Annotated in this window: 24 protein-coding genes, 1 other RNA gene and 1 pseudogene; 7 read left to right on the forward strand and 19 right to left on the reverse strand. The window is 71.4% G+C overall.

Annotated features, from left to right (window positions below; translation table 11 throughout):
* Nucleotides 1-14: 14 nt before the first annotated feature.
* Nucleotides 15-1,163, reverse strand: coding sequence for an ABC transporter permease (locus tag IT780_RS39760; RefSeq protein ID WP_233414290.1), 1,149 nt, complete (start codon nt 1,161-1,163; stop codon nt 15-17).
* A 46-nt stretch (nt 1,164-1,209) separates the two neighbouring features.
* A complete protein-coding gene (locus IT780_RS39765) occupies nt 1,210-2,106 on the reverse strand; it encodes a LysR family transcriptional regulator (RefSeq protein ID WP_199517063.1) in 897 nt (298 codons plus the stop codon).
* 81 nt (nt 2,107-2,187) lie between these two features.
* Here IT780_RS39765 and IT780_RS39770 point away from each other — a divergent pair, with 81 nt between their 5' ends.
* Entirely contained in the window at nt 2,188-3,414 is a 1,227-nt protein-coding gene (locus IT780_RS39770; RefSeq protein WP_199517064.1) for an MFS transporter, read from the forward strand.
* On the opposite strand, the gene IT780_RS39775 is transcribed toward IT780_RS39770, so the two are convergent.
* The 5 genes from IT780_RS39775 to IT780_RS39795 form a co-directional block, all read right to left on the reverse strand.
* Complete coding sequence (locus IT780_RS39775; RefSeq protein WP_199517065.1) at nt 3,403-4,113, reverse strand: nucleotidyltransferase family protein; 711 nt, start codon at nt 4,111-4,113, stop codon at nt 3,403-3,405. The two genes, IT780_RS39770 and IT780_RS39775, sit on opposite strands and share 12 nt — an antisense overlap.
* Nucleotides 4,106-5,020, reverse strand: a complete 915-nt coding sequence (locus tag IT780_RS39780; RefSeq protein WP_199517066.1) for a serine/threonine dehydratase — start codon at nt 5,018-5,020, stop codon at nt 4,106-4,108. The genes IT780_RS39775 and IT780_RS39780 overlap by 8 nt, the downstream gene beginning before the upstream one ends.
* A gap of 10 nt (nt 5,021-5,030) precedes the next feature.
* Entirely contained in the window at nt 5,031-6,092 is a 1,062-nt protein-coding gene (locus IT780_RS39785) for a type I glyceraldehyde-3-phosphate dehydrogenase (RefSeq protein ID WP_199517067.1), read from the reverse strand.
* A gap of 586 nt (nt 6,093-6,678) precedes the next feature.
* Nucleotides 6,679-7,035, reverse strand: a complete 357-nt coding sequence (locus IT780_RS39790; protein WP_199517068.1) for a hypothetical protein — start codon at nt 7,033-7,035, stop codon at nt 6,679-6,681.
* A gap of 89 nt (nt 7,036-7,124) precedes the next feature.
* Nucleotides 7,125-7,358: a hypothetical protein gene (locus tag IT780_RS39795; RefSeq protein WP_199517069.1), complete on the reverse strand. Its 234-nt coding sequence runs from the start codon at nt 7,356-7,358 to the stop codon at nt 7,125-7,127.
* 89 nt (nt 7,359-7,447) lie between these two features.
* Between IT780_RS39795 and IT780_RS39800 the strand changes: the two genes are divergently transcribed.
* Nucleotides 7,448-7,891, forward strand: coding sequence for a MarR family winged helix-turn-helix transcriptional regulator (locus IT780_RS39800; RefSeq protein WP_199517070.1), 444 nt, complete (start codon nt 7,448-7,450; stop codon nt 7,889-7,891).
* Nucleotides 7,892-7,897: 6 nt separating this feature from the next.
* On the opposite strand, the gene IT780_RS39805 is transcribed toward IT780_RS39800, so the two are convergent.
* Nucleotides 7,898-8,932, reverse strand: a complete 1,035-nt coding sequence (locus IT780_RS39805; protein ID WP_199517071.1) for a methyltransferase — start codon at nt 8,930-8,932, stop codon at nt 7,898-7,900.
* Between the two features lie 209 nt (nt 8,933-9,141).
* Here IT780_RS39805 and IT780_RS42425 point away from each other — a divergent pair, with 209 nt between their 5' ends.
* Nucleotides 9,142-10,623, forward strand: a complete 1,482-nt coding sequence (locus tag IT780_RS42425; protein WP_233414291.1) for a phosphotransferase family protein — start codon at nt 9,142-9,144, stop codon at nt 10,621-10,623.
* A gap of 9 nt (nt 10,624-10,632) precedes the next feature.
* Here the strand turns inward: IT780_RS42425 and IT780_RS39815 are convergent, their stop codons facing one another.
* A complete protein-coding gene (locus IT780_RS39815) occupies nt 10,633-11,121 on the reverse strand; it encodes a GbsR/MarR family transcriptional regulator (RefSeq protein WP_199517072.1) in 489 nt (162 codons plus the stop codon).
* Between the two features lie 188 nt (nt 11,122-11,309).
* Here IT780_RS39815 and IT780_RS43590 point away from each other — a divergent pair.
* Nucleotides 11,310-12,031 (forward strand): annotated as a pseudogene (locus IT780_RS43590) (CocE/NonD family hydrolase); the annotation flags it as partial.
* A gap of 27 nt (nt 12,032-12,058) precedes the next feature.
* Nucleotides 12,059-12,862 (forward strand): CocE/NonD family hydrolase, encoded by an 804-nt coding sequence (locus IT780_RS43595; protein ID WP_372443917.1) that lies wholly within the window; start codon nt 12,059-12,061, stop codon nt 12,860-12,862.
* Here the strand turns inward: IT780_RS43595 and IT780_RS39830 are convergent.
* Together IT780_RS39830 and rnpB are read right to left on the reverse strand one after the other, a co-directional pair.
* A complete protein-coding gene (locus IT780_RS39830; protein ID WP_199517075.1) occupies nt 12,803-13,450 on the reverse strand; it encodes a DUF6082 family protein in 648 nt (215 codons plus the stop codon). The genes IT780_RS43595 and IT780_RS39830 overlap by 60 nt on opposite strands.
* A 95-nt stretch (nt 13,451-13,545) precedes the next feature.
* Nucleotides 13,546-13,948: RNase P RNA component class A (gene rnpB / locus IT780_RS39835), an RNA gene on the reverse strand.
* A 247-nt stretch (nt 13,949-14,195) separates the two neighbouring features.
* Between rnpB and IT780_RS39840 the strand changes: the two genes are divergently transcribed.
* Both IT780_RS39840 and IT780_RS39845 read left to right on the forward strand, forming a co-directional pair.
* Nucleotides 14,196-14,948 (forward strand): sulfite exporter TauE/SafE family protein, encoded by a 753-nt coding sequence (locus IT780_RS39840; RefSeq protein WP_199517105.1) that lies wholly within the window; start codon nt 14,196-14,198, stop codon nt 14,946-14,948.
* A 41-nt stretch (nt 14,949-14,989) separates the two neighbouring features.
* Complete coding sequence (locus IT780_RS39845; protein ID WP_199517076.1) at nt 14,990-15,451, forward strand: MarR family winged helix-turn-helix transcriptional regulator; 462 nt, start codon at nt 14,990-14,992, stop codon at nt 15,449-15,451.
* 33 nt (nt 15,452-15,484) lie between these two features.
* Here the strand turns inward: IT780_RS39845 and mctP are convergent, their stop codons facing one another.
* The 8 genes from mctP to IT780_RS39885 form a co-directional block, all read right to left on the reverse strand.
* Nucleotides 15,485-17,137, reverse strand: a complete 1,653-nt coding sequence (mctP, locus tag IT780_RS39850; protein WP_199517077.1) for a monocarboxylate uptake permease MctP — start codon at nt 17,135-17,137, stop codon at nt 15,485-15,487.
* A complete protein-coding gene (locus IT780_RS39855; RefSeq protein ID WP_199517078.1) occupies nt 17,130-17,384 on the reverse strand; it encodes a DUF3311 domain-containing protein in 255 nt (84 codons plus the stop codon). The genes mctP and IT780_RS39855 overlap by 8 nt, the downstream gene beginning before the upstream one ends.
* 145 nt (nt 17,385-17,529) lie before the next feature.
* Nucleotides 17,530-18,828 (reverse strand): glycoside hydrolase family 18 protein, encoded by a 1,299-nt coding sequence (locus IT780_RS39860; protein ID WP_199517079.1) that lies wholly within the window; start codon nt 18,826-18,828, stop codon nt 17,530-17,532.
* 84 nt (nt 18,829-18,912) lie between these two features.
* Nucleotides 18,913-20,031: a bifunctional RNase H/acid phosphatase gene (locus tag IT780_RS39865; RefSeq protein ID WP_307831636.1), complete on the reverse strand. Its 1,119-nt coding sequence runs from the start codon at nt 20,029-20,031 to the stop codon at nt 18,913-18,915.
* On the reverse strand, nt 20,028-20,762 hold the full coding sequence (locus IT780_RS39870; RefSeq protein ID WP_199517080.1) for a zinc ribbon domain-containing protein: 735 nt from the start codon (nt 20,760-20,762) through the stop codon (nt 20,028-20,030). Before IT780_RS39870 ends, IT780_RS39865 begins: the two co-directional genes overlap by 4 nt.
* Nucleotides 20,759-21,619: a Nif3-like dinuclear metal center hexameric protein gene (locus tag IT780_RS39875; protein ID WP_199517081.1), complete on the reverse strand. Its 861-nt coding sequence runs from the start codon at nt 21,617-21,619 to the stop codon at nt 20,759-20,761. Before IT780_RS39875 ends, IT780_RS39870 begins: the two co-directional genes overlap by 4 nt.
* A gap of 18 nt (nt 21,620-21,637) precedes the next feature.
* Nucleotides 21,638-22,225: a flavoprotein gene (locus IT780_RS39880; protein WP_199517082.1), complete on the reverse strand. Its 588-nt coding sequence runs from the start codon at nt 22,223-22,225 to the stop codon at nt 21,638-21,640.
* Nucleotides 22,226-22,238: 13 nt separating this feature from the next.
* On the reverse strand, nt 22,239-23,468 hold the full coding sequence (locus IT780_RS39885) for a helix-turn-helix domain-containing protein (RefSeq protein ID WP_199517083.1): 1,230 nt from the start codon (nt 23,466-23,468) through the stop codon (nt 22,239-22,241).
* Nucleotides 23,469-23,587: the final 119 nt, after the last annotated feature.

The following is a 23,587-nucleotide window of genomic DNA, read 5'->3' on the forward strand; positions in this document are numbered from 1 at the left end:
AACGTCACAACGGATCAAGAAGCGGGCAGGGGAATCCGCGCCGGCTCCCGCACGTCGTTGCCCTCGATCCGGTCCCGCACCTCCAGATCGAGCTCCGAGGTGCGGTCGCTGCGGTTCGGCAACAGGTTCGTGACCAGCACCAGCGCGCAACCGATGCCCGCGTAGAGGCTCAGCACGAGCAGGTGCCCGCCGATGGGCGCGGCCGGGAAGTAGAGGTTGTCGCGGACCGCCTGCACGCCGGCACCCGTCGGCAGGTTCATGCCGAGCACCCGGCCGAACGCGGGCAGGAACTCGGGGAGGATGCTCGCGCCGCTGATGACCGTACCGACGGTGAAGTAGAGGCCGCCCAGCAGCGCGCCGCCGGGACCCAGCAGCGCCACCGCGCCCGCGGTCGACCCGGTGATCGCCAGCGAGACGAGCGCGAAGATCCCGAACATCTCCCCGCGGTCCGCGCCCGCGCCGACGCCGAACCAGCTCATCGACCAGAGCACCACGGCGGCCGAGCCCAGCGCGTACACGAGAAGGGTGGCCAGGTGGGCGAGCCCACGCCGCCAGGACCGGCGGGTCCTTGGGATGAGCCGGCCGAGCCCGACGGAGGCGATGGTGCCGCCGAGCGCGAGCGCCTGGGTGAGGAAGCCCAGCGAGGCGCCGTTGACGTCGTCGGCGGGCAGCGGCACCACGTCGGTCACCGGCGGTGGTGTGCCCAGCGCCTGCGCCTGCGCGATGGAGACCGTACCGCCCTGCTGGGCGAGGGCGGCGAGCTGCTGGCCGTTCTGCTGCGTGGTCACGGCGGTGTACGTGGTCCGCAGCAGGCTCGCGGCGGCCGTCCCCCCGGCGCCGGCCACGTACAGGTGCGGCTGCGCGGCGGTCACGTCGACACCGCCGTACACGTCGCGGCGCCGGATGGCGGCCTGCAGCTCGCCGGCGTCGCGGTACATCCGCACCTCGAAGACGCCGTCGCGCTCGAGCAGGTCGTTGATGGCGGCCTGCTTGCCCACCGGCGACACCAGGCCGACGGGTACGTGGTGCGGCGTCGCCTTGTGCCCCATGCCCAGGTAGTACGCCGTCAACGCGAGCTGTACGGCGGCCCCGGCGAGGCAGACCACCAGCGCGAACCGGCGGAACTGCCGCACCGACCGCACGCGGACGTCGTCAGCTGTCATGGTCCTCAGCATCGCGGAGATCACCCCGCGCCCGCAGACGGTTGGCTCAGCCCGCCGGCGGCCGCAGGTAATCGTCGATCATGCCGAGCAGGGCCCGGGCGGCAGCGCTCGGCGCGCGTACCGCCGAGGTGGCCACCCCGAGCGGCCAGTCCAGGTCCGCGCCGGCCAGCGGCCGGATGACGAGCTCCAGACCTTCCGGTACGGCGAACCGCGGCAGGATCGCCACGCCCAGCCCGTGCGCGACGAACCCCGCCGCGGTGGTGAGGTCGATGACCTCGAGCGACACCTGCCGCTCGATCCCGGCCGCGGCGAACGCGCGGTCGACCACCGTGCGGTTGCCGTACCCGATCGGGAAGTCCACGAACAGCTCGTCGGCGAGGTCCGCGACCGTGACCTCGGGCCGCCCGGCGAGCCGATGCCCGGCGGGCAGGACCAGTTCCAGGGGATGCCGGAGCAGCTGTCGCAGGTGGACACCGCCCGGCGCGCGCCCGGGTACGGACACCAGCGCCAGGTCGAGGCTGCCGTCGGTCAGCGCGTCGACGAGCCCGCCGGAGCCGCGCGTCGACACGGTGAGCCGCAGCGTGACAGCGGGGTGGGCCCGGTGGAACGCCCCGAGCAGGGCGGGCACGTCCACCAGCGCGATCGAGGTCAGGGTGCCGATCCGTACGGTGCCCCGCAGCCCGCCCCGCACCTCGTCGACGGCGTCGCGGGCGGCCCGCGCGGCGTCCAGGGCGGCCCGGGCCCGGGGCAGCAGCGCCTCCCCCGCGTCGGTCAGCGCGACCCGCTTCGACGTGCGTTCCAGCAGCGCGGCGCCCAGCTCCCGTTCCAGCGCCTTGATCGCGGCGGACACCCCGGACTGCACCACGTGCAGGCGCGCCGCCGCCCGGGTGAAGCTGCGCTCGTCCGCGACGGCGACGAAGTACGCGAGGTGGCGCAGCTCCATCGCCCAACTATCGCATCCGGTGATTGTCGTCAGCATCAATCTTCGTTGGACTTGATGCTTGAGCCGGCGCACCGTCGAGGCATGACAGTCACCGCCGTACCCGTCTCCACCCGGACCGCCGAGCCGCGCAGCTCCGCCCGCCACGGCGTGAGCTTCTGGCTGATCGGCGCGGTCTTCGCCATCTCGATGGCGTTCTCGACCGTGCCCACCCCGCTGTACCCGCTCTACCAGGCGCAGGACGGCTTCACCTCGTTCACGGTCACGGTCGTCTTCGCCGTGTACGCCCTCGGGGTCGTCACCAGCCTGCTGCTGGCCGGGCACATCTCCGACTGGACCGGCCGCCGCCGCATCCTGCTTCCCGCGCTCGGCCTGGAGGCGCTGGCGGCGGTGCTGTTCCTCGGGTGGCCCGCGCTGCCCGGACTGATCGTGGCCCGCTTCGTCACCGGTCTCGGCGTCGGCATGATCACCGCGACGGCCACCGCGTACCTGCTGGAGCTGCATGCCGCGCACCGGCCGGACGCGGGGCGGGGACGCTTCGAGCTCGTGTCCGCGGCCGCCAACCTCGGCGGGCTGGGGGCGGGGACGCTGGCCGCGGGGGCGCTGGCCCAGTTCGTGACGGCTCCGCTGCGTACCCCGTACGTCGTCTTCCTGGTTCTGCTCGCGCTCAGCGCGGTCGCCGTCGCTGCCGCGCCGGAGACGGTGGCCGCGCCGACCGCCCGGCCGCGCTACCGGCCGCAGCGCATCCGCGTGGCCGGGACCGACCGCCTGGCGTACGTGACCGCCGCGCTCGGCGCCTTCGCGGCGTTCGCCGTCTTCGGCCTGTTCACCTCGCTGGCGCCCACGTTCGTCGCGGGCGCGCTGCACCACCCGGGCCGGCTGCTCGCCGGGGTAGTCGTGTTCGTGGTGTTCGGGGCGGCGGCCGGCAGCCAGGCCGCGTCCGGCGCGCTGCCGGCCGGGCGCCGCTTCACCGCCGGGCTCACCGCCGAGGCCGCCGGGCTCGTCGTGCTCGCCGCGGGCATGGAACTGCCGTCGCTGCCGCTGTTCCTCGCCGGCGGCGCGATCGCCGGAGCGGGCGCGGGGCTGCTGTTCAAGTCGGCGATCGGCTCGGTCGCCGCGGCGGCGGCTCCGCACGCGCGGGGCGAGGCTCTCGCGGGCTTGTTCCTCATCGCCTACCTCGGCCTGATCGGCCCCGCGCTGGGCCTGGGCATCGCCACCCGCTACCTGCCGGCCACGACGGCGATGCTGTGGTTCACCGGTCTGCTGCTGGCGCTGCTCGGCGTGACGGCCGCGGCCCGGTCACGCGCCTAACGCCCGGTCCAGCTCGGCGAACAACTCCCCCGGCGGTGCGGGGTCGAGCTCCAGCCAGAGGGCGCGGCCCGCCCGCCACGCCGCGCCCACATCCTCATGGGTACGCCCCAGAGCGGCCAGAGTGGCGGCGCCGAGCTCCGCCTCCGCGCGCCGCGACGGCGTCAGCCAGTGCTCCGTGCGGCCCTCGGCGAGGCGGGACATCCACAGCAGATGCCGCTGCGCATGCGCCAGGGCGTCCAGCTGCCGCAACCGCTCGCCGCGCTCCCCCACGTGGTACGCCAGCAGCAACCAGTTGGCGAAGCGCCCGCACACGTCGGCTCCGGTGTCGAGCTCGCCGGCGGGTTCGGGCAGGAGACCGTGGCGGTCGACGATCGGCACGATGCGGCTCACCGGCCACTCGGCCACGGCGGCGATGTCGGCCACGCGCGCGAAGTGGAACTCGCCGCGGATCAGGCCGGGGAAGAAGGCGACGTGGCTGCCGAACTCGTTGCGGACGACGTACGTGACCGGGGCGATCCGCTCGATCCAGGCCCGCTCGTCGCCCGGATCCTCGGCGAAGAACAGCCAGAACTCGATGTCGCTGTGCTCGTCGCCCTCGCCGGTCGCGAAGGAGCCGTACATCAGCGCGGCGGCGAGCCGGTCGTCGGCGGCGCAGACCTCGCGGGTACGCGCGATGAGCCGCTCGTGCCGCTCAGGCAAGGGTCGACGGGTCGGTGTTGGCGCCGCACAGCAGCACGACGACGCGCTCGCCCGGCGCGGGGACGTACGCGCCCGTGGTCAGGGCGGCCTGGGCTGCGGCCGTACCGTGCTCGACGGCGAGGCGGTAGTCCTCCCACAGCCGGCGGCGGGCCTCGACGATGGCCTGGTCGTCGACGAGCACAGCCTCGATCCCGGCCTCCACCGCGGTCCGGAAGCCGATGTCGCCCACCCGGCGGGCGCCGAGCGAGTCGGCCGCCACCCCGGACACCGGAACATCCACCGGCTCGCCGGCCTCGAGCGCGGCGTGCAGGGCACGGGCGGTCCGCGGCTCGACCGCCACCACCTTCGCCCGCCCGTGCAGTGCCGCGCCGAGCCCGGCGACCAGCCCACCGCCGCCCACCGCCACCAGGACCGTGTCGAAGCCGCGGGGCAGCTGCTCCAGCAGCTCCAGGCCGAGGGTGCCGTTGCCGGCCACCATGTCCGGGTCGTCGTACGCGTGGCAGAACAGCGCGCCGGTCGATTCGGCGTGCACCACGGCCGCCGCGTACGCCTCCGCGTACTCCTCGCCGACCTGGCTGACCCGGGCGCCCAGCTTGCCGAGCTTCGCGACCTTGACCGGCGGCGCGGTGACCGGCACGTAGATCTCGGCCGGCACGCCCAGCTCCCGGGCCGCGTACGCGGCGGCCAGTCCGGCGTTGCCGCCCGACGCGGCGACCACCCCGGCTTCCGGCAGGCCGTGCTCGGCGGCCGCCAGGATCTTGTTGAGCATGCCCCGCGCCTTGAAGGACCCGGCGTGCTGGACGAGCTCGAGCTTGTAGGTCGTGGATCCGTCGGTCAGGACGGGCGTCCGCCGGGCCCGGCCGGCGATGCGGCGGGCGGCGGCCTCGATGGCGGCGGCAGGGATCACCAGATCCGTTCTACACCACGGCCGGGGTGTAGCGGGCGCCCGCCGGCACGGGCTCGCGTTCCCCCACCAGGCGGGCCAGGTCGAGCAGCCGGTGCGAGAAGCCCCACTCGTTGTCGAACCAGCCGCGCACCTTGACCCCGCCGTCCGCGGTGGTCTGCGTGCCGGACGGGTCGAACAGGCAGGACGCCGGGTTGTCCCGTACGTCGATCGACACGGTCGGGTCGGGCTCGTAGTCGATGAGGCCCCGCAGGGGACCGGCGGCGGCCTCGGCCATCGCCCGGTTGACCTCGTCGACGCCGACCGGGCGGTCTGTGTACCCGCCGAGCTCGGCGAGCGAGCCGATCGGCGTCGGCACACAGTAGTAGCTGTACCGGACGTCGCCGAGCTGCGGCAGCGCGACGCTGATCAGGTCACCGGCGACGTGGTCGTGCGGGATGATGCTCTCCGCGGTGGCGCGGCCCAGCCGCGGGTCGTCGCGCGAGGTGCCGCTCGTGGTGTCGTGGATCTTCTGCCAGCCCTGCGCCGCGAGCACCACCGACGTCTGGACGCCCCGCAGCCCGAACCGGTCGAGCAGCACCTTCGCCATCATCGACAGGGCGTTCACCCCGCACGAGGCCGGCGACACGACGTCGTGCCGGGCCGGGTCGTACGTGTGGTGGTTGGCGCCCCACACCAGGACGGCGTCGGGGTCGACGGCCGACGCGCTGATCACGACCTTGCGGGCGCCGCCGTGGGTGATGTGCGTCCGGGCGACGTCGCCGCTGCGGAACCGGCCGGTCGCCTCGATCACCACGTCCACGCCGGCGTCGGACCACGGGATCCGTCCCGGCTGCGACTCGCGGAATGCCCACACCGGACGGTCAGCGACGACGAGCCGCCCGCGCGCCGCCTCGACCGTGCCCGCGAACCGGCCGCGTAAGCTGTCGCGTTTCAACGCGTATGCCAATCGGTCCAGCGGCGCGATGTCATTTATGGCAGCAACGGTGATTCCTGCCTGCGGCGCGGCGGCGGCGATGCGCATAATGCTGCGCCCGATACGGCCGAAACCGTTGATGCCGATCCTGACACTCACAAAGAACTCCTCGCGCCGACCGAATTCCCTGCATACCGCGACGCGACCGCACCGGACATCCAGCGAACACTCGGCGTCACATATCAGACACTATGAGTGTGCAACTTGCACGTCAACCGGAGCGGCACGTGGAGAAGTTCACGATCATGCAGCACGGTGGCGCGTCACACCGTCGCCGGACTACTCACCCGGCCGTCCGCTCCGGACAGAGTTAACCACCAGCTATTTCACCCTATTCCGCGGGGGTACGCCGATGAGCGGAGTCGATCTGCGTGAGTAGTCACATCCGGACAGACCCGCCATGCCCGCCTCGGAGGGCTGCGCGGAGGGCCCGATCACCGGCCGTACCTCTCGGCCGATGGGACATCGTCGCAGCTAAATGGCATGCCACGGCCATTCCGGGCCCGCGGGGGCACCTACCGGCGGATCGGATCACCGGGCTTTCGGCGGCCCGACGGCGATGGCAATTCATTCACGTACCGTGCAGCTTTGCCGCGCCCGAAACCGCCGGGGCCGCGCCGGGCCGGGATTCCCGCTCCCCCGCTTTCCGTATCGCGACAACCGATTCCGTCGAACGGCGCCGGCCCTACACCAGGACGGTCAGCGACTCGACCCCGTCGCGGGTGAAGTAGTAGACGGCGTGCCCCTGGTGCCGGACCAGCAGGCGGCCGATCAGCTCCCGGTCGGCCCGTGACGCCGGGACCACCAGCAGCGAATGTCCCTTGTGGAGACCCTCGACGTACAGGTTCATGATCGTCGCGTCGCCGCCCCAGTCGCGCAGCCGGCAGCGCTCGGGGTGCCGCGGACGTACCTCGACGGGAGCGAAACCCGCGGCCTGCAGCGACGCCACCGCCGCCTGCGCGCCTCGCTGATCGGGGAAGAGGCCGGCGACGGCGTCGGCCGGCCGGGCCACGAACTCGGCGGTGTCCTGGGGGGTCTGCATGCTCGCCTCCTGGGGGAACGGCTTGCCCGCAGATTAGGTCGGCGGTTCGCTGTCGGGAACTCGGCAGCCGGATGCCCGACAGAAATGCATCACATAGGACGCCGTCCGGCCTCCCGTGCCAACCGCTTGCGTTCGCGCTGCTCGCGGGTGTACTGCTTGCGCGCCTCAAGGTCGCGCTTCCATCCGTCGCGCGCGTCCTGCTCGCAGCCGTGCACGGCATTCGACGTCTGGGCCGGGCCGATCAGCGATCGGAAGAACCAGTTGTCGAAGGTCGCGTGGAACCAGCGCAGGAACCGGCCCCGCTCCGGGCTCGACGTCGGCATGGCCGCCCCCAAGATCCAAAAATGATTAGTGCACAAATAGTTGGTACCCCAACCGTTGTAGTCTAGCGGGCGAACCGAGGAGATCAGCAGTGAGTGACCCGAGTGACATCACCGACCCGCTCGCCCTGGAGCAGCAGGTCTGTTTCGCCCTCTCCGTGGCGGCGCGCAGCGTGGTGGCGGTCTACCGTCCGCTCCTCGAGCCCATGGGCCTGACCCACCCGCAGTACCTGGTCATGCTGGCGCTGTGGCAGTACGCACCGCTGTCCGTACGCCGGCTCAGCGAACTGCTCGCCCTCGACCCCGGCACCCTCTCCCCGCTGCTGAAACGCCTCGAGGCGGTCGGCTATCTCGTCCGCGAACGGGACCAGTCCGACGAGCGCAGCCTCGCGATCACGCTCACCCCCAAGGGCCGGGAGCTGCGCACCGAGGCCGAGAAGATCCCCCCGGCCGTGGTGGAGCGGCTGGGCCTGCCGGTCGCCGACCTGCAGCACCTGCACGCGGCACTGACCCGGGTCATCGCCGCCTGCAGATGACGTCAGTCAGCGCGAACCATCGCCTTCGCCGGCACCCGCCAGGCGGCGGGGCACGGGACGCAACTCGATGATCATCCGCAGCCCGGCGACCCGCACCGGCCCGAGCTCCAGCCCGGCCGCCCGGCCGAGCACGCCGATCTGGTCGGGTGTCCGGTTGCGGCCGCGGACATAACAGAGCATCCGCAGGTCACCCTCGGTGTCCGGCGCGCCGCCGTCGCCGTCCTCGATGACGATGACCCTGCCGTCCGCGCCGGCCGCCTCCGCGCACCGCTCGAGGATCCGCACCGCACTCTCGTCGTCCCAATCGTGCAGCACGCCGGACAGCAGATAGCCGCCCGCGCCGGGGGGAAGCGGCTCGAAGAAACTCCCGGCCCGGGCCTCGGCCCGGCCACCCAGCTCCGCGAACGCCTCCTCGGCCCGCGCGGCGGCACCGGCCAGATCGACCACCGTGCCCCGCAGGCCCGCATGCGCCCGGAGCAGCGCGATCAACAGCGTGCCGTTGCCGCCACCCACGTCCACGACGTGCCCCAGCTCACCCCACGGATAAGCGGCGGCGACCCCGTCACCGTCGACCAGCCGGGAACCCATCAGCGCATCGAACGACGCGGCCAGGCGCGGATCGGCGGCCAGGTCATCCCAGTACGGCCGGCCGAACTGCCGCGGGTAGGCGGCCTCGCCGGTCCGCACCGTGTGCAGCAACTGGGTGAAACACAGGTCGGCTCGCCCGATGGCGCCCTCGAGGTCCAGCCAGGCCCGCATGCCCTCCGGGTGGTCGTCGCGCAGCTGCTCGCCGAGCTCGGTCAGGGCGTAGACGCCGTCGCCCGTACGGCTCAGGACACCGGCGGTCACCAGGTGGTTCATCACGCGGGCCAGGGCGTCCGGCTCGGCGTGCGCGGCGGGGGCCAGCGCTTCGACCGTACGCATGCCCGCGGCGATGTGATCCGCCAAGCGCAAGGTCGCCGCGACGCGGACGGCCATCGGGGTCAGCAGATCGGCCGCGGCCCAGATGCCGCCGCCCCAGCCGGGCTTGTCGTCCGTCATGGCCTCTCCCCCGATCAGCCGGTCCAGGTCGCCACCACCCAGACCATCCAGACGAAGAGTACGCAGAGAAGCACGACCAGGACGATGTCCACAGTGCGCGAAATCCGTCCCCACTTCCGCCGCCTCACCGCCCGATCCTCGCTCATCGCCGGGCCACGGGTCGGCGAAATCCGCTTTGCTCACCACCACGCGCCTTGCACGCTGAGCGGATGCATCGCGATCCGCTGACCGACGCGCGCGACCTCGTCGCGGAGCTGTTCCCCCGGAACCGGTGGGCCGTGCTCGCCGGCAGCGTCACCACCGCACAACGCACCACCGGCTCGGACCTCGACATCGTCGTCCTCCTGCCCGAGGGCGACGGGCAGGTTCCGCACCGCGACTCCCGCCACTTCCGCGGCTGGCCCGTCGAACTGTTCGTGCACGACGAGCAGTCCCTCAGCCACTACCTGGCCAAGGACCTCCCGGGCCGACGTCCGATCATGCATCGCATGGTCGCCACCGGCATCCCGGTCTCCGGCGACCCCCGCCGATGGCAGACCCACTGCGCGGCCGTCCTGGCAGCAGGACCGGCGCCGCTACCCGCACACCAGCGCGCCCAGGCCCGCTACCACCTCACCGACCTGCTCGACGACCTCCGCCACGCCACCGACCCCGGCGAACGTACCGTCATCGCCACCGCCGCCTGGACGTCGGCCGCTCAGCAGGCCCTCACCCTGGCCGACCACTGGACGGGCACAAGCAAGTGGCTGCTGCGCGAACTCCGCGACCTCGACGACGAGCTGGCCGGCCGATGGCTGCGCGCCCACGACGACCCCGCCGCGATCGAGAACCTCATCGAGGAAATCCTCGACCGGCACGGCGGTCCGCTCTTCGACGGCTTCCACGTCGCCGGGGAACACCCGGACTCCCGGCCCGGCCCCGGGTCCGGGTCCGGGTCCGGCGAATCTGCCGGCGTGGCAGAGGTGAAGGTGGTCGTCGCCCACGACGAGCGCGCGACGCTGCGGGTCGGGGACGTGTTCCTGAAGGTCGACGGCGATCAGAAACGTACGGATGTCGAGATCGAGGCGATGGCCCTGGCGCCGATCCCGACCCCCGACGTTCTCTGGCGCAAGCCGCCGGTGCTGGCGATCGCCGCGGTCCCGGGCACGCAACTGGGCCACCTCGGCCGGCCATCCATCGCGTCGCCGGCGGCGTGGGCCGCCGCCGGTGCCGCCGTACGGAAGCTCCACGACGCCCCGCTGCCGCCGTGGCAAGGTCCCCGGCTGGACGACATCACGGCGGACCTCGAGACCGAATGCGAGTGGCTCGTCGCGAACGCCGTCCTGCCCACCGAACTGATCACACGCAACCGCGAGATCGCCCAGGCGGCGCTCCGGCCCTGGACCCCGGTGTTCACGCACGGCGACCTCCAGACCAACCACGTGTTCATCGAGGACGACGAGGTCACCGGCGTGATCGACTGGTCCGAGGCGGCCCGCGGCGACGCCCTGTACGACCTCGCCGTCCTGACGCTCGGCTACGAGGACCACCTCGACGACGTCATCGCCGGCTACGGCACCGACGTCGACCGCGACGTGATCCGCGCCTGGTGGTCGATGCGGAGCCTGCTCGCGGTCCGGTGGCTGCTCGCGCACGGCTTCGACCCGTCCACGCCGGGCTGCGAGTTCGACGTCCTGAGAGCCCGGATGTGAGGGGCGCAGTCAGGGCTGCCGCGTACGCAGCGCCGCCTTGCGTTCCTGCCAGCGGAGCATCATCGCGCGCGTCTCTTCCCGGAGGAACTGGATGAGCTCGAGCGTCTCGGTGAGACGGTCGGCCGCCGGCGAATCGCCCAGGTTCGCGATGCCGTCGCGCAGATCGGCCTCGCCCCTTTCGAGGAACGGGTTCCCGGTGACAGTGGCCTCGTACCAGGAGTCGTCGACGACGTACGTGTGGCGGCGCGTTCCCGGCTCCCGCTCGGCGCGGATGAGCCGGACCTGGACCAGGTAGCGGACGGCGCCCGAGACCCCGCCGGCGCTGGCGTGCAGCCTTTCCGCGAGCTCGGCGGCGGTCATCCGCCCGCTCTGACTGACCAGGAGCGTCGCGAAGACGCGGGCGGCGAGACGGGGAAAGCCGGCGTCGGTGAGGGTCGATGCGAAACGCTCGACAAACCTGCCGACCTCATCCTGCGGCACGGAACTCCCCTCGGTCATGTCACCGGGGACGATACCGGGCCACCATGGGCTTTCAGAAAACATTGAAAGTTCATGTCGGAGGCGGCAGACTCTCCGACGTGAAGCGCACGCCTGGCGAACGGCTCGCGGACCGGCTGTGGACGAGGTACGCGCACCTACCGGCCGCCACGAGCGACTACACCGTCCGTCGCGGCGTACGGATCCCGATGAGGGACGGGGTCGGCCTGCTCGCGGACGTCCTGCTGCCGAAGGGCCCCGCGTCGGGAACAGTGCTCGTGACTTCCCCGTACGGGGTGAACACGGTCGGCTCCTCAATGACCGGCGGACTGTTCGCCCGGCGCGGCTACCGGGTCGTGCTGGTCCGATGCCGGGGCACGTTCGGCTCGGGCGGAACGTTCGAACCGTTCATGCGGGAAGTCGACGACGCGGCCGACATCGTCGCCTGGATGCGCGAACAGCCGTGGTTCGACGGGCGCTTCGCCACCCACGGCTACTCCTATCTCGGCTTCACCCAATGGGCGCTGCTGATGGACCGCCACCGGAACTGACCACCGCGATCGTCGCGTGCGCGCCGTACGACCTCGTCGCGGCCGTTCACCCCGGTGGGGCGTTCCTGCTCAGCACTTTCCTCGAATGGTCGTTCGTCACGACCAGACAGGAGCAGCCGATCCTGCCCCGCATGGCCTCGATCCTCGCCGCCCGGGGCCGGATCAGGCGAGCGCTGGCAGCCCTCCCGCTGGCCGACGCCGCGAAGGAGCTGTTGAACGGGAAGGCCCCCTGGTACGGCGAGTGGATCAGCCGGCGGGACATGGGCGACCCCTGGTGGGAACCCGCCGACCTGACGGAAGCGCTGGACCGGGTGCGTGTACCCGTTCTGCTTCAGGGCGGCTGGCAGGACGGCTTCCTCCGCCAGACGACGGCAGCCCACGCCCGGCTGACCGCCCGCGGCACCGGCGTGGCCCTCACCATCGGCCCCTGGACCCACGCCGAAGGCGGCGCGGCGGGTGCCCGCATCCTGCTCCCCGAAGCCCTGGCGTGGCTCGACGAACACCTGGCCGGCTCGTCCACCGGGCACCGCGCCGAGCCGGTCAAGGTCTTCGTGACCGGCGCCGGCTGGCGCAACCTTCCAGCCTGGCCGCCGCCGACGGTCGAACACACCCTCCACCCCGGCGCGGACAGACAACTGACCCCTCAGCCCGCCGGCCCCACGGCCGTCGACACGTTCACCTACGACCCCACCGACCCGACACCGACGTACGGCGGTGCGTTCGTCACGCAGGTCTCCCCGGGAATCACCGCCGGCTACGTGGACGACAGCGCCCTCGCCTCGCGGTCCGACGTACTCGCCTTCACCTCCAAGCCATTGACCACGCCGCTCGAAATCCTCGACAGCCCGGTCGTGGAGCTGGACCACCGCTCCGACAACCCTTTCGCGGACCTGTTCGTCCGGGTGTCGGAGGTGGACGCCAGGGGCCGATCGCGCAACGTCAGCGACGGATTCATCCGCCTCGGCCCTTCGGCACCGGCGGGCGTGGTCCGCATCGAACTCGAGCCGATTGCGCACCGGTTCGCGCGCGGCAACCGGATCCGGCTGATCGTCGCGGGGGGATCGCATCCGCGGTGGGAACGGAATCTGGGAACGGGCGACGATCCGGCCACATCGACCAGGCTCCTGCCATCACACCGAACGATCCACCTGTCAAACTCCCGGCTCATCCTCCCGGTCGCCGATATCGAGCGTCACGCCGACATCTTCTGAACGCCCGGCGGGACCGTTCCGCCTCGACTCAACGGCATCCGCGTAGGCCGCATGGGCTATCGCCACGAAAGCCCTGCGTCTCTTGTTGTGGCTGACGGTCCACGACGGCCCCCACTCTCCCCACCAGCGCAGCGCGCACTCGTCGCGGAAGAGCAGATCGAAGTGCCTCCGGACCTCCACCGGCCCCGCAGAGCCCACATCCCACAGTGCGGCCCAGAGAGACACCCACAAATTCGCGTACGCCCACTGCCTGAGGTCCTCCGTCTCCCCTTCCCGGGCGCCGGGAAAGCGGAGGCCGGCGTCCTCGAGACCGAGCTTCACCAGCTCGAAATGCCGCTCCCGCGTCGTCATCTCCTGCGTCACCCGGACCTGGCGCCATTGCAGAAGAAGCGAGGCAGCGATGCCACACAACGCCAACCCGGACAAAATCGCCGAGATACCGCCATAGGCCTGGCCGGCCTCGGACAACTCGCGCCAGTCCTCGACGCGGCCGACAACGGGCGACATCAACCACGGCGACGCCACAATGCCGGCCAGCATGCTCAGGACGAGGGCAACCACAACCACGGCGGAACGAACCATCTTCATGCGTCAATGGTTACTCGGCGTGTCCAGCTCCTGACTCACCGCGTCCGCCGGCCGCCGGCCGCCGGCGAGCTTTGCACATCCGACGAGGGGGGCGACGGACGAGTCGGCCTGTACGCCGGATTCTGTCCGCGGCGATTGCTCGCCGCTGGGCGGTCATCCATCTCGGCCTGCCGTTGCCGACAGGCTCTTGCGGCCTACCCGCAGGCTCGGGCGAGCAGCCCTCGGACGCCTGCGCCGGTCGCCGCCTTGCGGCGGCGGCCTTTCTTGGCCTTGCTCCGGGTGGGGTTTACCGAGCCACCCCGGTCGCCCGGGGTGCTGGTGGGCTCTTACCCCACCGTTTCACCCTTACCGGCCCGTGGGCCGGCGGTCTGTTCTCTGTGGCACTTTCCCGCGGGTCACCCCGGGTTGCCGTTAGCAACCACCCTGCTCTGCGGAGTCCGGACGTTCCTCGGCGGCATCCCGGTGAGGGGGTGCCGACGCGACCGCCCAGCCGACTCGTCCGTCGCGGTCATCCTACGGCAGCGGCCATTCCTCGATGGCAGGCGCCGCACCAGCCACCATGCGGCGAGCAGCCCCGGGCAGGAAGGAAGGAAGCGGGCCGTGGAGGAAGGCAACGAGCAGGGTGCGGAGGAAGGCAGCAAGCCGGGCCGGGGAAGGAAGCGGCAAGGCCGACGCAGCCACCCGGGCGGACCGCGCGGCCCGGCGCGGGATGTGCTCGGCCGATCACCGTAGATTCATTCGCATCATGGATGTCGGAGACGTTCTTCTGCTGCTCGCCGCCGGTCTGGTCGCGGGTGTCGTCAACGCGATGGCCGGTGGCGGGTCGCTGATCACCTTTCCGACGCTGATCGGGGTCGGGCTGCCGAGCGTTGCCGCGAACGTCACCAATTCGGTGGCGGTTTTTCCGGGGTACGTGTCCAGTGTCGTCGGGAGCCGGGCGGATCTTCGGGGGCAGTGGCGGCGGCTGGTGTCGCTGGTGCCGGTGTGTGTGGCCGGGTCGGCTGCCGGGTGTGCGTTGCTGCTCGGTACGCCCGCCCGCGCGTTCGACCTGATCGTGCCGTTCCTGGTGCTCGGGGCGGCCGCCGCGCTGGGGTTCCAGGATCGGTTGCGGGCGCTCGTGGGGCATGCGAGCCGGCGGCGGCGGGGGGTGTTGCCGGTTGTCGTGTTCGTGGGGGCCGTGTACGGGGGCTACTTCGGCGCCGCCCTCGGGGTGATGTACGTGGCCGCGCTCGCGCTGGTGCTGGACGAAACCCTGAACCGGATCAACGCGTTGAAGAATGTGCTGTCCGCCTGCGTCGGGCTGGTGACCGTGATCGTGTTCGCCGTGTTCGCGCCGATCCACTGGGGGGCCGTGCTGGTGGTGGCGCCCGCGACGGTGGTGGGCGGGTACGCGGGGGCGAAGCTGGCACGTCGTTTGCCGGCAAAGGTGTTGAAGGTTCTTATTGTCACGTTCGGCGCGGTGATCGGATTGGTCCTGCTGTGGCGCGCCTTCCGGTGAGAATGGTCGTCCCGGGCATTGTGATAGACGAGGAAGGGCACATGGCGAACGACGAGGCGGCGCTCGGCGTCATCGAGACGCAGGTCGCGATGCTCATCCGGCTGGGTGAGGCGACCCGGCGCAGTTCACCGCGGCCGCATCGGGCGCTGGACCGGGCGGCGTACGTGATCCTGCGGCTGCTCCAGGAGTCCGGCCCGCAGAACGTGTCGGCGGTGGCGCACCGGCTGAACCTCGACGGCTCGACGGTGACCCGGCAGGTGAGCGCGATGCACCGGGACGGGCTGGTCGAGCGGCATCCGGATCCGGACGACGGGCGGGGCACGGTCATCGCCGCCACCGAGCGGGGCCTCTCCCAGGTGGAGGCGGTCGCCAAGGCGCGGCGGGAGCTGTACGACGTGCTGCTCAAGGACTGGACGAGCCATGAGCGCAAGGAGCTGGCCGGCGTCCTCGAGCGGCTGACGCGTGACATGGACTCGTACATCAAAGGCCGCGGCCTCGGATAGGACATCCGAGGCCGCGGGAGGAAAGGGAGCGGGTCAGGTCGAGGAGGTGACGGCGTCCGCGTCGGGGGTCGTACGGGCCTTTTCGAGGCGCGGGTCGCCCTCGTCGGCGAAGTAGTCGTCCGGGCTGGTGTGGTCGATGCCGTCCGGGGTCTTCGCGGCCCGCAGGATGAGCGTCACGACGACCGCCACCAGCAGGTTGACCGCGACCGCCACGAAGCCCACGTAGATGGTCTTCGGGCTGTCGAAGCCGAGGTCGGACAGCGGGAACGCCGAGCCGCCGAAGTGTTTGCGGCCGGTCGTGGCGTTCGGGATGTTGTAGAGCATCCACATGCCCATGCCCATGCCCGCCGCCCAGCCGGCGATCAGCGCCCAGCGGTGCAGCCAGCGGGTGAACAGGCCGAGCGCCACCGCGGGCCCGGTCTGCAGGATGATGATGCCGCCGATGAGCTGCAGGTCGATGGAGAACTGCGGGTCGAGGAAGATGATGCAGGCGACCGCGCCGACCTTGACCACCAGCGACGTGATCTTGGAGACGTTCGCCTCCTGCGCCGGGGTCGCGTCCTTCTTCAGGTACTCCTTGTAGATGTTGCGGGTGAACAGGTTCGCCGCCGCGATCGACATGATGGCCGCCGGGACCAGCGCGCCGATGCCGATGGCCGCGAAGGCGACGCCCGCGAACCACGACGGGAACTGCTGGTCGAAGAGCAGCGGCACGACGGTGTTGCTGTCCACGCTGCCGGCCTTGGCGCCGGGCAGCGGCTTCACGCCCGCCGAGATCGCCATGTAGCCGAGCAGCGCGATCAGGCCGAGCAGGAAACTGTACGCGGGCAGCGCCGACATGTTCCGCTTGATGACGTTGCGGTTCTTGCTGGCCAGCACGCCCGTGATGCTGTGCGGGTACAGGAAAAGCGCCAGGGCCGAGCCGAGCGCCAGCGTGATGTATTGGATCTGGTTGTTGGCGTTCAGCGTGATGCCGTCGCCGGGCGCCTTCGACGCCTGGAACTTCGCGTTCGCGTCGTCGAAGATGCTGCCCCAGCCGCCCAGCTTGTACGGCAGGTAGAGCACCGCCACGATGATCACGATGTAGATCAGCGTGTCCTTGACGAACGCGATGAGCGCGGGCGCCCGCAGGCCGGACTGGTAGGTGTACGCGGCCAGGATCGCGAAGGCGATGATGATCGGCAGGTGCCGGGCGAGGGCGCTCTCCCCCGTCACGCCCATCGTCTTGAGCACCGCCTCGATGCCGACGAGCTGCAGCGCGATGTACGGCATGGTCGCCACGATGCCGGTGATCGCCACGAGCAGGGCGAGCAGCGGCGAGTCGAAGCGGGACCGGACGAAGTCGGCAGGGGTGACGAAGCCGTGCCGGTGCGACACCGACCAGAGCCGGATCAGGATCAGGAAGAACAGCGGGTAGATGACCACCGTGTACGGCACGGCGAAGAACCCGGCGGCGCCGGCTCCGAAGATCAGCGCCGGCACGGCGACGAACGTGTACGCCGTGTAGAGGTCGCCGCCGACGAGGAACCAGGTGATCCAGCCGCCGAAGCTGCGGCCGCCCAGCCCCCACTCGTCGAGGTGGGCCATGTCCTTCGGGGCGCGCCAGCGGGCCGCCACGAAACCCATGCCGCTGACCAGCAGGAAGAGCAGTGAGAAGACGACGATCTCGGTGATGTGGTCACTCATCGACGGCCTCCCGGGTCTCCGGCGCGGACGCCCGCGTGGGCCGCTTGGTCATCTGGTAGACCACCGAGGTCGTGGCGACGCCGACGAAGATGAAGAGGAACTGCAGCCAGTAGAACGCGGGGAACCCCCACAACCGCGGCGAGTCGCGGTTGAACAGCGGGGTCACCAGGGGCAGGACGACGGGGATGAGCAGCAGCCAGTACCAGGGGCTGCGATCACTGCGCGGGGACCGTACCGGTTCCGTCATGGGTGGGATCCTCCTGGTCGGAGTGAATGACGGTTATCGGCCGCACGTTACCGAGAGGTTTCACAGGGGACTCACAGTGGAGATCACCTTGCGCCGAACGGCAAGGGTGGTGCGCCGAACGGCACACCACCCTCGCGCACAGTGATTACCGCCGCCAGGGCGACCAGAGACCCGCCGAGATGGTACGGGTCAGCGACGCGTTCTCGTCGTCGCCGTCGAGCGACCACATCATCGCCCCGCCCAGCCCCTGCGCCCGGATGTACGCCGTCTTCTGCAGGATCTGCGCCGGGTCGTCGTACGTCCAGAAGGTGGTGCCGTCGAAGAGCCACGAGTGCCCGGCCCGCCAGTCCCGGTGCACCGTGTAGCCCTGGGCCGGCAGGTTCTTGAGGACCTTGTAGTCCTCGGTGCCGACCGCGAACGTGCCCGGCGCGCCGCCGGTGGCCGGGGCGAACAGGCCGCTGCCGCCGCCGGTCACGCCGGTCCAGCCCTGCCCGTAGTACGGGATGCCGAGAACGAGCTTGCCGCTCGGGGCGCCCCGGTCGCGCCACGCGCCGATCGCGCCCTCGACGGAGAAATCGGGGTTGTCCGGCGCTCCCTTCGGCACGCGCAGCGCGGACTGCTGGTTCGTGCGAGCCTCCCACGAGCCGTGGAAGTCGTAGCCCTGCACCGTACCGAAGTCGAGGTACTTGAAGATCTTCGTCTCGAAGCCCGCGTCGATCTTGGCGGGCGCGGCCGGCAGGAACGCCGTGAGGTCGTAGTGCTTCTTCGTCGTGCGCGACAGCTTGTCGAGCTGCTTGCGGAACTCGGCGGTCAGCAGCGTGAAGTTGTGCTTGTCCTCGGGCCGGATCACGTTGCCCGCGTTGCCCTCGGAGCCGGGCCACTCCCAGTCGAGGTCGATGCCGTCGAAGATGCCACCGGCGACGCCCGCGGCCAGGCCCGGCAGGTTGCCCTTGATCCACAGGTCCACGCAGGAGCCGACCAGCTTCTTGCGGGACTCGTCGGTGAGCGCGGCGTCGGAGAAGTGCGCCGAGCCGGTCCAGCCGCCGAGCGAGATCAGCACCCGCAGGTTCGGGTTCTTCGCCTTGAGCTCGGCGAGCTGGTTGAGGTTGCCGGCGATCGGCTGGCCCGCCACGTCGCCGACGCCGTCCACGCTCAGCTCCGCGGAGAACGGCGTCTGCCAGTCGGCCCACGGGTCGGCCGAGTCGCAGACGCCGGCCGCGGTGACCGGCCCGAACGCGTAGTTGAGGTGGGTGAGCCGGTCGGCCGCGCCCGACTTCTCCACCTTGGCGAGCTGAAAGCCACGGCCGTAGATCCCCCACTGGGTGAAGTACCCGACCTTGACGTACGGCTTCTTCCCGTGCGCCTGGGCCGTGCCCGGTGCGGCGGTGACGCCGACCAGGACGGCCGCGGCGACGGCGAGGAAGCGACGGGTGTATCCGCGCATGAAGCCCTCCAGGGGCGAAGCATTTAACAAACTTTCCTGATTGAGGAAGCTAAACGCCCTGATCTGGAGAAGCAAGAAGCCGATCTATCGAAGATGCGCCGTCTCGTTGACCGAACGCACCGCTATGCCCCCATCCGGCCACATGTCCATGGTGGAGACGCCCGCGGCGTCCAGGAACAGCCGGTGCAGGAAGGCGTCACCCGCGGCGAGCGCGTCGCGCAGGATCAGCTTGATCGGCGAGACGTGCGAGACCACCACGACCACCGAGGACGGGTACGCGGACTGCAGCGTCGCCAGCGCACCCCGGACCCGCTTGGACACCGCCTGGAACGACTCCCCGCCCGGCGGCGCCACGCTCGCCGAACCCAGCCACCGGTCCATCTCCGCCGGCCAGCGGTCGCGGACCTCACCGAACGTCAGGCCCTCCCAGTCGCCGAAGTCGCACTCGATCAGCTCCGGCATGACGGTGACCGAGACGCCGCCCACCTCTGAGGCGATCAGCTCGGCTGTGCGCGTACATCTGCTCAAGGGTGAGGAGACGACCGCCGCGACGTCGCGGCTGATGCCGGCCACCCGCCCGGCCGCGGCCATGGCCTGCGCCTCGCCCTCGTCGGTGAGCGGCACGTCGCCGCGGCCGGAATACCGGCCCTGCTGGGTGAACGCGGTCTCGCCGTGCCGCACGAGGATCAGCCGCGTCGCCGCCTCCAGCGACGGCGGCGCCCAGCTCCGCGGCGGCGCCTTCGCCTCGGGCTCGATCACCTCCGGCTCGATCCGGTCCCGGACCGGCTTGCCCGCGGCCTCGTCCATCGCGCGGTTGGCCAGCGCGTCGGCGAGCTTGTTGCGCTCGCGCGGGATCCAGTCGAAGGTCACCCCGGCGAAGCCGTTCACCAGCGTGGCGGCCTCGGCGGCGAGCGGGCGCAGGCCCGGGTTCTTGATCTGCCAGCGGCCGGACATCTGCTCGACGACCAGCTTCGAATCCATCCGTACGTCGACCCGCGCCGCACCGAGCTCGGCGGCGGCGCGCAGGCCCGCGATCAGCCCCTGGTACTCGGCGACGTTGTTCGTCGTGGTGCCCAGCGAGCCGTACCGCTCGAGCAGCACCTCGCCGGCGGCGTCGAGCACCACTGCGCCGTAGCCAGCCGGGCCGGGGTTGCCCCGCGACCCGCCGTCGGCCTCGACGATCACCCGGAGGTCACCGCTCACAGGCCGGACTCCGCCGTACGCACCATGATCCGGCGGCACTCCTCGCAGCGGACCACCTCGTCGGCGGGGGCGGACTTCACCCGCGCGAGGTCGGCGCCGTACAGCTCGATGCGGCAGCCGCCGCACCGGCCGGAGCGGAACAGCGCGGCGCCCAGCCCGGTCTCCTCACGGATCTTGTCGTAGAGCGTGACCAGGTCGGCCGGCAGATCGGCGGCGAGCGGGCCGCGCGACTGGGACTTGAACTCCTGCTCCTTGGCGATCTCCGCGTACGCCTCGTCGCGGCGCGCCTCGGCCGCGTCGCGGCGCTCGGCGGCCTCGGCGATCCGCTTCAGCACCTCGTTGAGCGTCTGCTCGGCGCTCTCCCGGCGCTCCATCAGCTCCAGCTCGGCGTCCTCCAGCTCCGACTGCCGGCGGTTGAGCGTCGCCAGCTCGTGCTGCAGCCCCTCGATCTCGCGCAGCGCGCCGCCGGCGTCGAGGCGGGCCTGGTCGCGCTGCTTGCGGGTACGGACCTGGTCGATGTCCTTCTCGTAGCGGGAGATGTCGCGGTCCAGGTCGTCGACGGCCACCTGGGCGCGGACCCGCTCGTCCTCCAGCGCGGAGAGCTCACGGGCGACGGTGTCGATCTCGGCGAGCTCGGGCAGCGACCGGCGGCGGTGCGCCAGCTGGTTGAGCGTGGTGTCGATCGCCTGCAGGTCGAGCAGGCGGCGCTGGGCTTCCGGGGCGGCCTTCACGGGTGGATCTCCTTGTCGTCGGCGACCGCGTGCACGGTCCAGGGGTCGGTGTCGAGGTCGGAGACGAGAACGGCGACGCCGAACTGCGCGCGCAGCCATCCGGCCACCTCGTCGAGCCAGGGGCGTTCGCTGGCCCAGTGCGCCACGTCGAGCAGGGCGGGGCCGCCCGCGGCGAGGTGCTCGCCGGCGGGGTGGTGGCGCAGGTCGGCACAGAGATACGCGTCGGCGCCGGCAGCCGTCGCCTCCCGCAGGAAGGAGTCGCCCGCGCCGCCGCAGACGGCCAGCGTACGCACGCGCAGATCGGGGTCACCGGCGGCCCGGACCCCCGCCGCGGTGGCCGGCAGCCGGCGGGCGGCGAACGAGGTCAGCTCGGCGAGCGTCATCGGGGCGGCCAGCTCACCCACCCGGCCGATCCCCCGGCCCTCACCGGCGGCCGGGCTGCCCGGGGCCGCGGGCGCCAACGGGCGCAGGTTGACCAGGTCCAGCCGGGCGGCCAGCGCGTCCGAGACGCCCGGGTTGGCGGTGTCGGCGTTGGTGTGCGCGACGTACAGGGCGATGTCGGCCTTGATCAGCCGGTGCACGATCCGGCCCTTGTACGTGTCCGGCGCCACCGACGAGACGCCCTTGAGCAGCAACGGGTGGTGCGCGACGATCAGGTCGGCGCCGACCGAGACCGCCTCCTCGACCGTCTCCGGGACGCAGTCGACGACACCCAGGATGCGCTCGACGGGCCGGTCGAAGTCGCCCAGCACGGGACCGACCCGGTCCCACTGCTCCGCCCACGACCGGGGATATCGCCGGTCGAGGGCGGCGATGACCGTACGGACGGTCGGTGGGGCGAGCGCGGAGTCGGTCACGGCCGCCAACTCTACTGGCTAGGAGCGGGCTCCCGGCTCGACCCGGCTGCCCGTCTCGAAGCGGGCGTACAGCGTCTGCAGCGCGCGCCGCCACGGGAACCGGCTGCGGAACCGGTCGTTCTGGCCGGGACCGCCCAGGCTCACGACGTCGTCGCCGTACAGCACCTCGACACCCCAGGTACGCAGCTTGGCGATGCTGTCGTGCAGCGCGGGATGCATCGCCATGACCTTGTTCGTGTACGGCACCACGACCGTCGGGATGCCGAAGCCGTACCCCTCGATCAGCAGCCCCAGCACGAGCGTGTCGGTGATACCGGCCGCCCACTTGTTCACGGTGTTGACCGTGGCCGGCGCGACGATCATCGCGTCGGCGGGCGGGAGCAGGTCGTCGTCGCCCGGGTTCTTGTAGTAGCTGCGGACGGCGTGCCCGGTCTGCGCCTGCAACGCCGCCGCGTCCACGAACTTGCGCCCGTCCGGCGTGGTGATCACGCAGACCTCCCAGCCGTCACGCTGGGCCAGGTCGACGAGCACGCCCACGTCCCGGGCGATCGGTGATCCGCACACCAGGATGTAGAGCACGCCGGGCGCGGGGTTGGCCGTGCTCACCGCAGAACCCACCTCATACGCCGACTCCCATCTGTTCGGCCAGCTCCGCGATGGGTGCCGGCGGGGTGCCCCGCGTGCGTCGCAGCACGTCGGAGATGACCTCGTGAGCCAGCGGGCGGCAGCGGATCTCGGACGGGGCGAGCCGGTCGCCCTCCAGCAGCATCTCGCTGGCCTTCTCCACATCGCCCAGCTGGGTGTATCCGCGCGCGATGTCGAGGAAGTGGTGCGCGCGCCGTTCCGGGAGCATCGCGGCGAAGTGCTCCGGGTCGATCCGGTTGTGCGTCTCGACCGCCTTGCCGCCGTCACCCAGCTCCACCGCGGCCGCGGCCCGGTGCAGCTCCACGTTGGTCGGCCCGAAGGACGTCCAGTAGTAGTTGAAGTCGCCACCGAGCGCGCCGGCCGCCTGCTCGGCGCCGGTGACCAGGTCACGGACGGTCGCGCTGTCGCCGATGCGCGCCGCCGCCATCGCGCCGGTGAGCAGCAGCAGGCCGTACACGCTCAGCCGCTCCGGCGTCGCCGAGTCCGGCGTCGTCGGTGCCAGCCGGTTCGCGATGTTGACGTTGACCTCGAGGGCCGAGCGGACCCGGCCGAGCGACAGCAGCGCCATGCCGACCCGGTGGCTCGCCATACCGGCCAGCAGCTGGTCGCCGGCGCGCTGCGAGACCGCGATGGACCGGTCCGCCGCCAGCCAGGACAGCTCGTGCTCGCCGACCTTGCGCAGCGCCGAGGAGGCGATCTGGTACACCTGCCCGAGCAGGTGCGCCGCGTCGCGTGCCTCGTCGCCGCTCGCGTGGGCGCTGTCCGCGGCCTGCGCGTCACGCAGCAGCTGCGGCAGCTTGCGGGCGAGCACGCCGTACTTCGCGTGCTGATAGGTCAGCCAGGCGTGGCTGACCGCCTTGCGCATCTCCGTCAGCGGCGGCGCCTGCGGTACGGGATGGAAGAACGCGCTCATCTGGTCGTAGCGCTCGAGCGCGGCGCGGATCTCCTCGACCTCGACCTGGTCGATGCAGTTCTGCGTCTCCGGCCGCCGCTCGACGTCCTTGCCCAGCAGCAGCTGGACGTCGATGGCGAGCACGTCGGCGATCTCGTAGACGACGGAGAACTTGTCGAGCCGGCGGACCCCCCGCTCCACCTTGTCGACCCAGCTCTTGGACTTGCCCAGCCGGTCCGCGAAGACCTGCTGGGACATCTTGCGCCGGCCGCGCCAGTAGGCGACTCGCCGGCCGATCGGCAGCTCGTCCACGGTGCCTCCCCAAACTCATCCGGCGACCCCCGCCGGTGAGCAACCCGGTGCTTCACGTGCAGTGTGGACCTCACTCGTCCGTGCTGGTCGCACAGGTTGTGTGATCGCCTGCCCACCGT

Source organism: Nucisporomicrobium flavum (assembly GCF_016464385.1).
GTDB lineage: Bacteria > Actinomycetota > Actinomycetes > Mycobacteriales > Micromonosporaceae > Actinoplanes > Actinoplanes flavus_A.

What these genes read in the sequence shown, in the direction of transcription:
- IT780_RS39860 (WP_199517079.1), bottom strand. Translation starts at nt 18,828, where the DNA reads ATGCGCGGATACACCCGTCGCTTCCTCGCCGTCGCCGCGGCCGTCCTG.
- IT780_RS39805 (WP_199517071.1), bottom strand. Translation starts at nt 8,932, where the DNA reads ATGACGGACGACAAGCCCGGCTGGGGCGGCGGCATCTGGGCCGCGGCC.
- IT780_RS39760 (WP_233414290.1), bottom strand. Translation starts at nt 1,163, where the DNA reads ATGACAGCTGACGACGTCCGCGTGCGGTCGGTGCGGCAGTTCCGCCGG.
- IT780_RS39855 (WP_199517078.1), bottom strand. Translation starts at nt 17,384, where the DNA reads ATGACGGAACCGGTACGGTCCCCGCGCAGTGATCGCAGCCCCTGGTAC.
- IT780_RS39770 (WP_199517064.1), top strand. Translation starts at nt 2,188, where the DNA reads ATGACAGTCACCGCCGTACCCGTCTCCACCCGGACCGCCGAGCCGCGC.
- IT780_RS39815 (WP_199517072.1), bottom strand. Translation starts at nt 11,121, where the DNA reads ATGACCGAGGGGAGTTCCGTGCCGCAGGATGAGGTCGGCAGGTTTGTC.
- IT780_RS39765 (WP_199517063.1), bottom strand. Translation starts at nt 2,106, where the DNA reads ATGGAGCTGCGCCACCTCGCGTACTTCGTCGCCGTCGCGGACGAGCGC.
- IT780_RS42425 (WP_233414291.1), top strand. Translation starts at nt 9,142, where the DNA reads ATGCATCGCGATCCGCTGACCGACGCGCGCGACCTCGTCGCGGAGCTG.
- IT780_RS39795 (WP_199517069.1), bottom strand. Translation starts at nt 7,358, where the DNA reads ATGCCGACGTCGAGCCCGGAGCGGGGCCGGTTCCTGCGCTGGTTCCAC.
- IT780_RS39790 (WP_199517068.1), bottom strand. Translation starts at nt 7,035, where the DNA reads ATGCAGACCCCCCAGGACACCGCCGAGTTCGTGGCCCGGCCGGCCGAC.
- IT780_RS39845 (WP_199517076.1), top strand. Translation starts at nt 14,990, where the DNA reads ATGGCGAACGACGAGGCGGCGCTCGGCGTCATCGAGACGCAGGTCGCG.
- IT780_RS39830 (WP_199517075.1), bottom strand. Translation starts at nt 13,450, where the DNA reads ATGAAGATGGTTCGTTCCGCCGTGGTTGTGGTTGCCCTCGTCCTGAGC.
- mctP (WP_199517077.1), bottom strand. Translation starts at nt 17,137, where the DNA reads ATGAGTGACCACATCACCGAGATCGTCGTCTTCTCACTGCTCTTCCTG.
- IT780_RS39840 (WP_199517105.1), top strand. Translation starts at nt 14,196, where the DNA reads ATGGATGTCGGAGACGTTCTTCTGCTGCTCGCCGCCGGTCTGGTCGCG.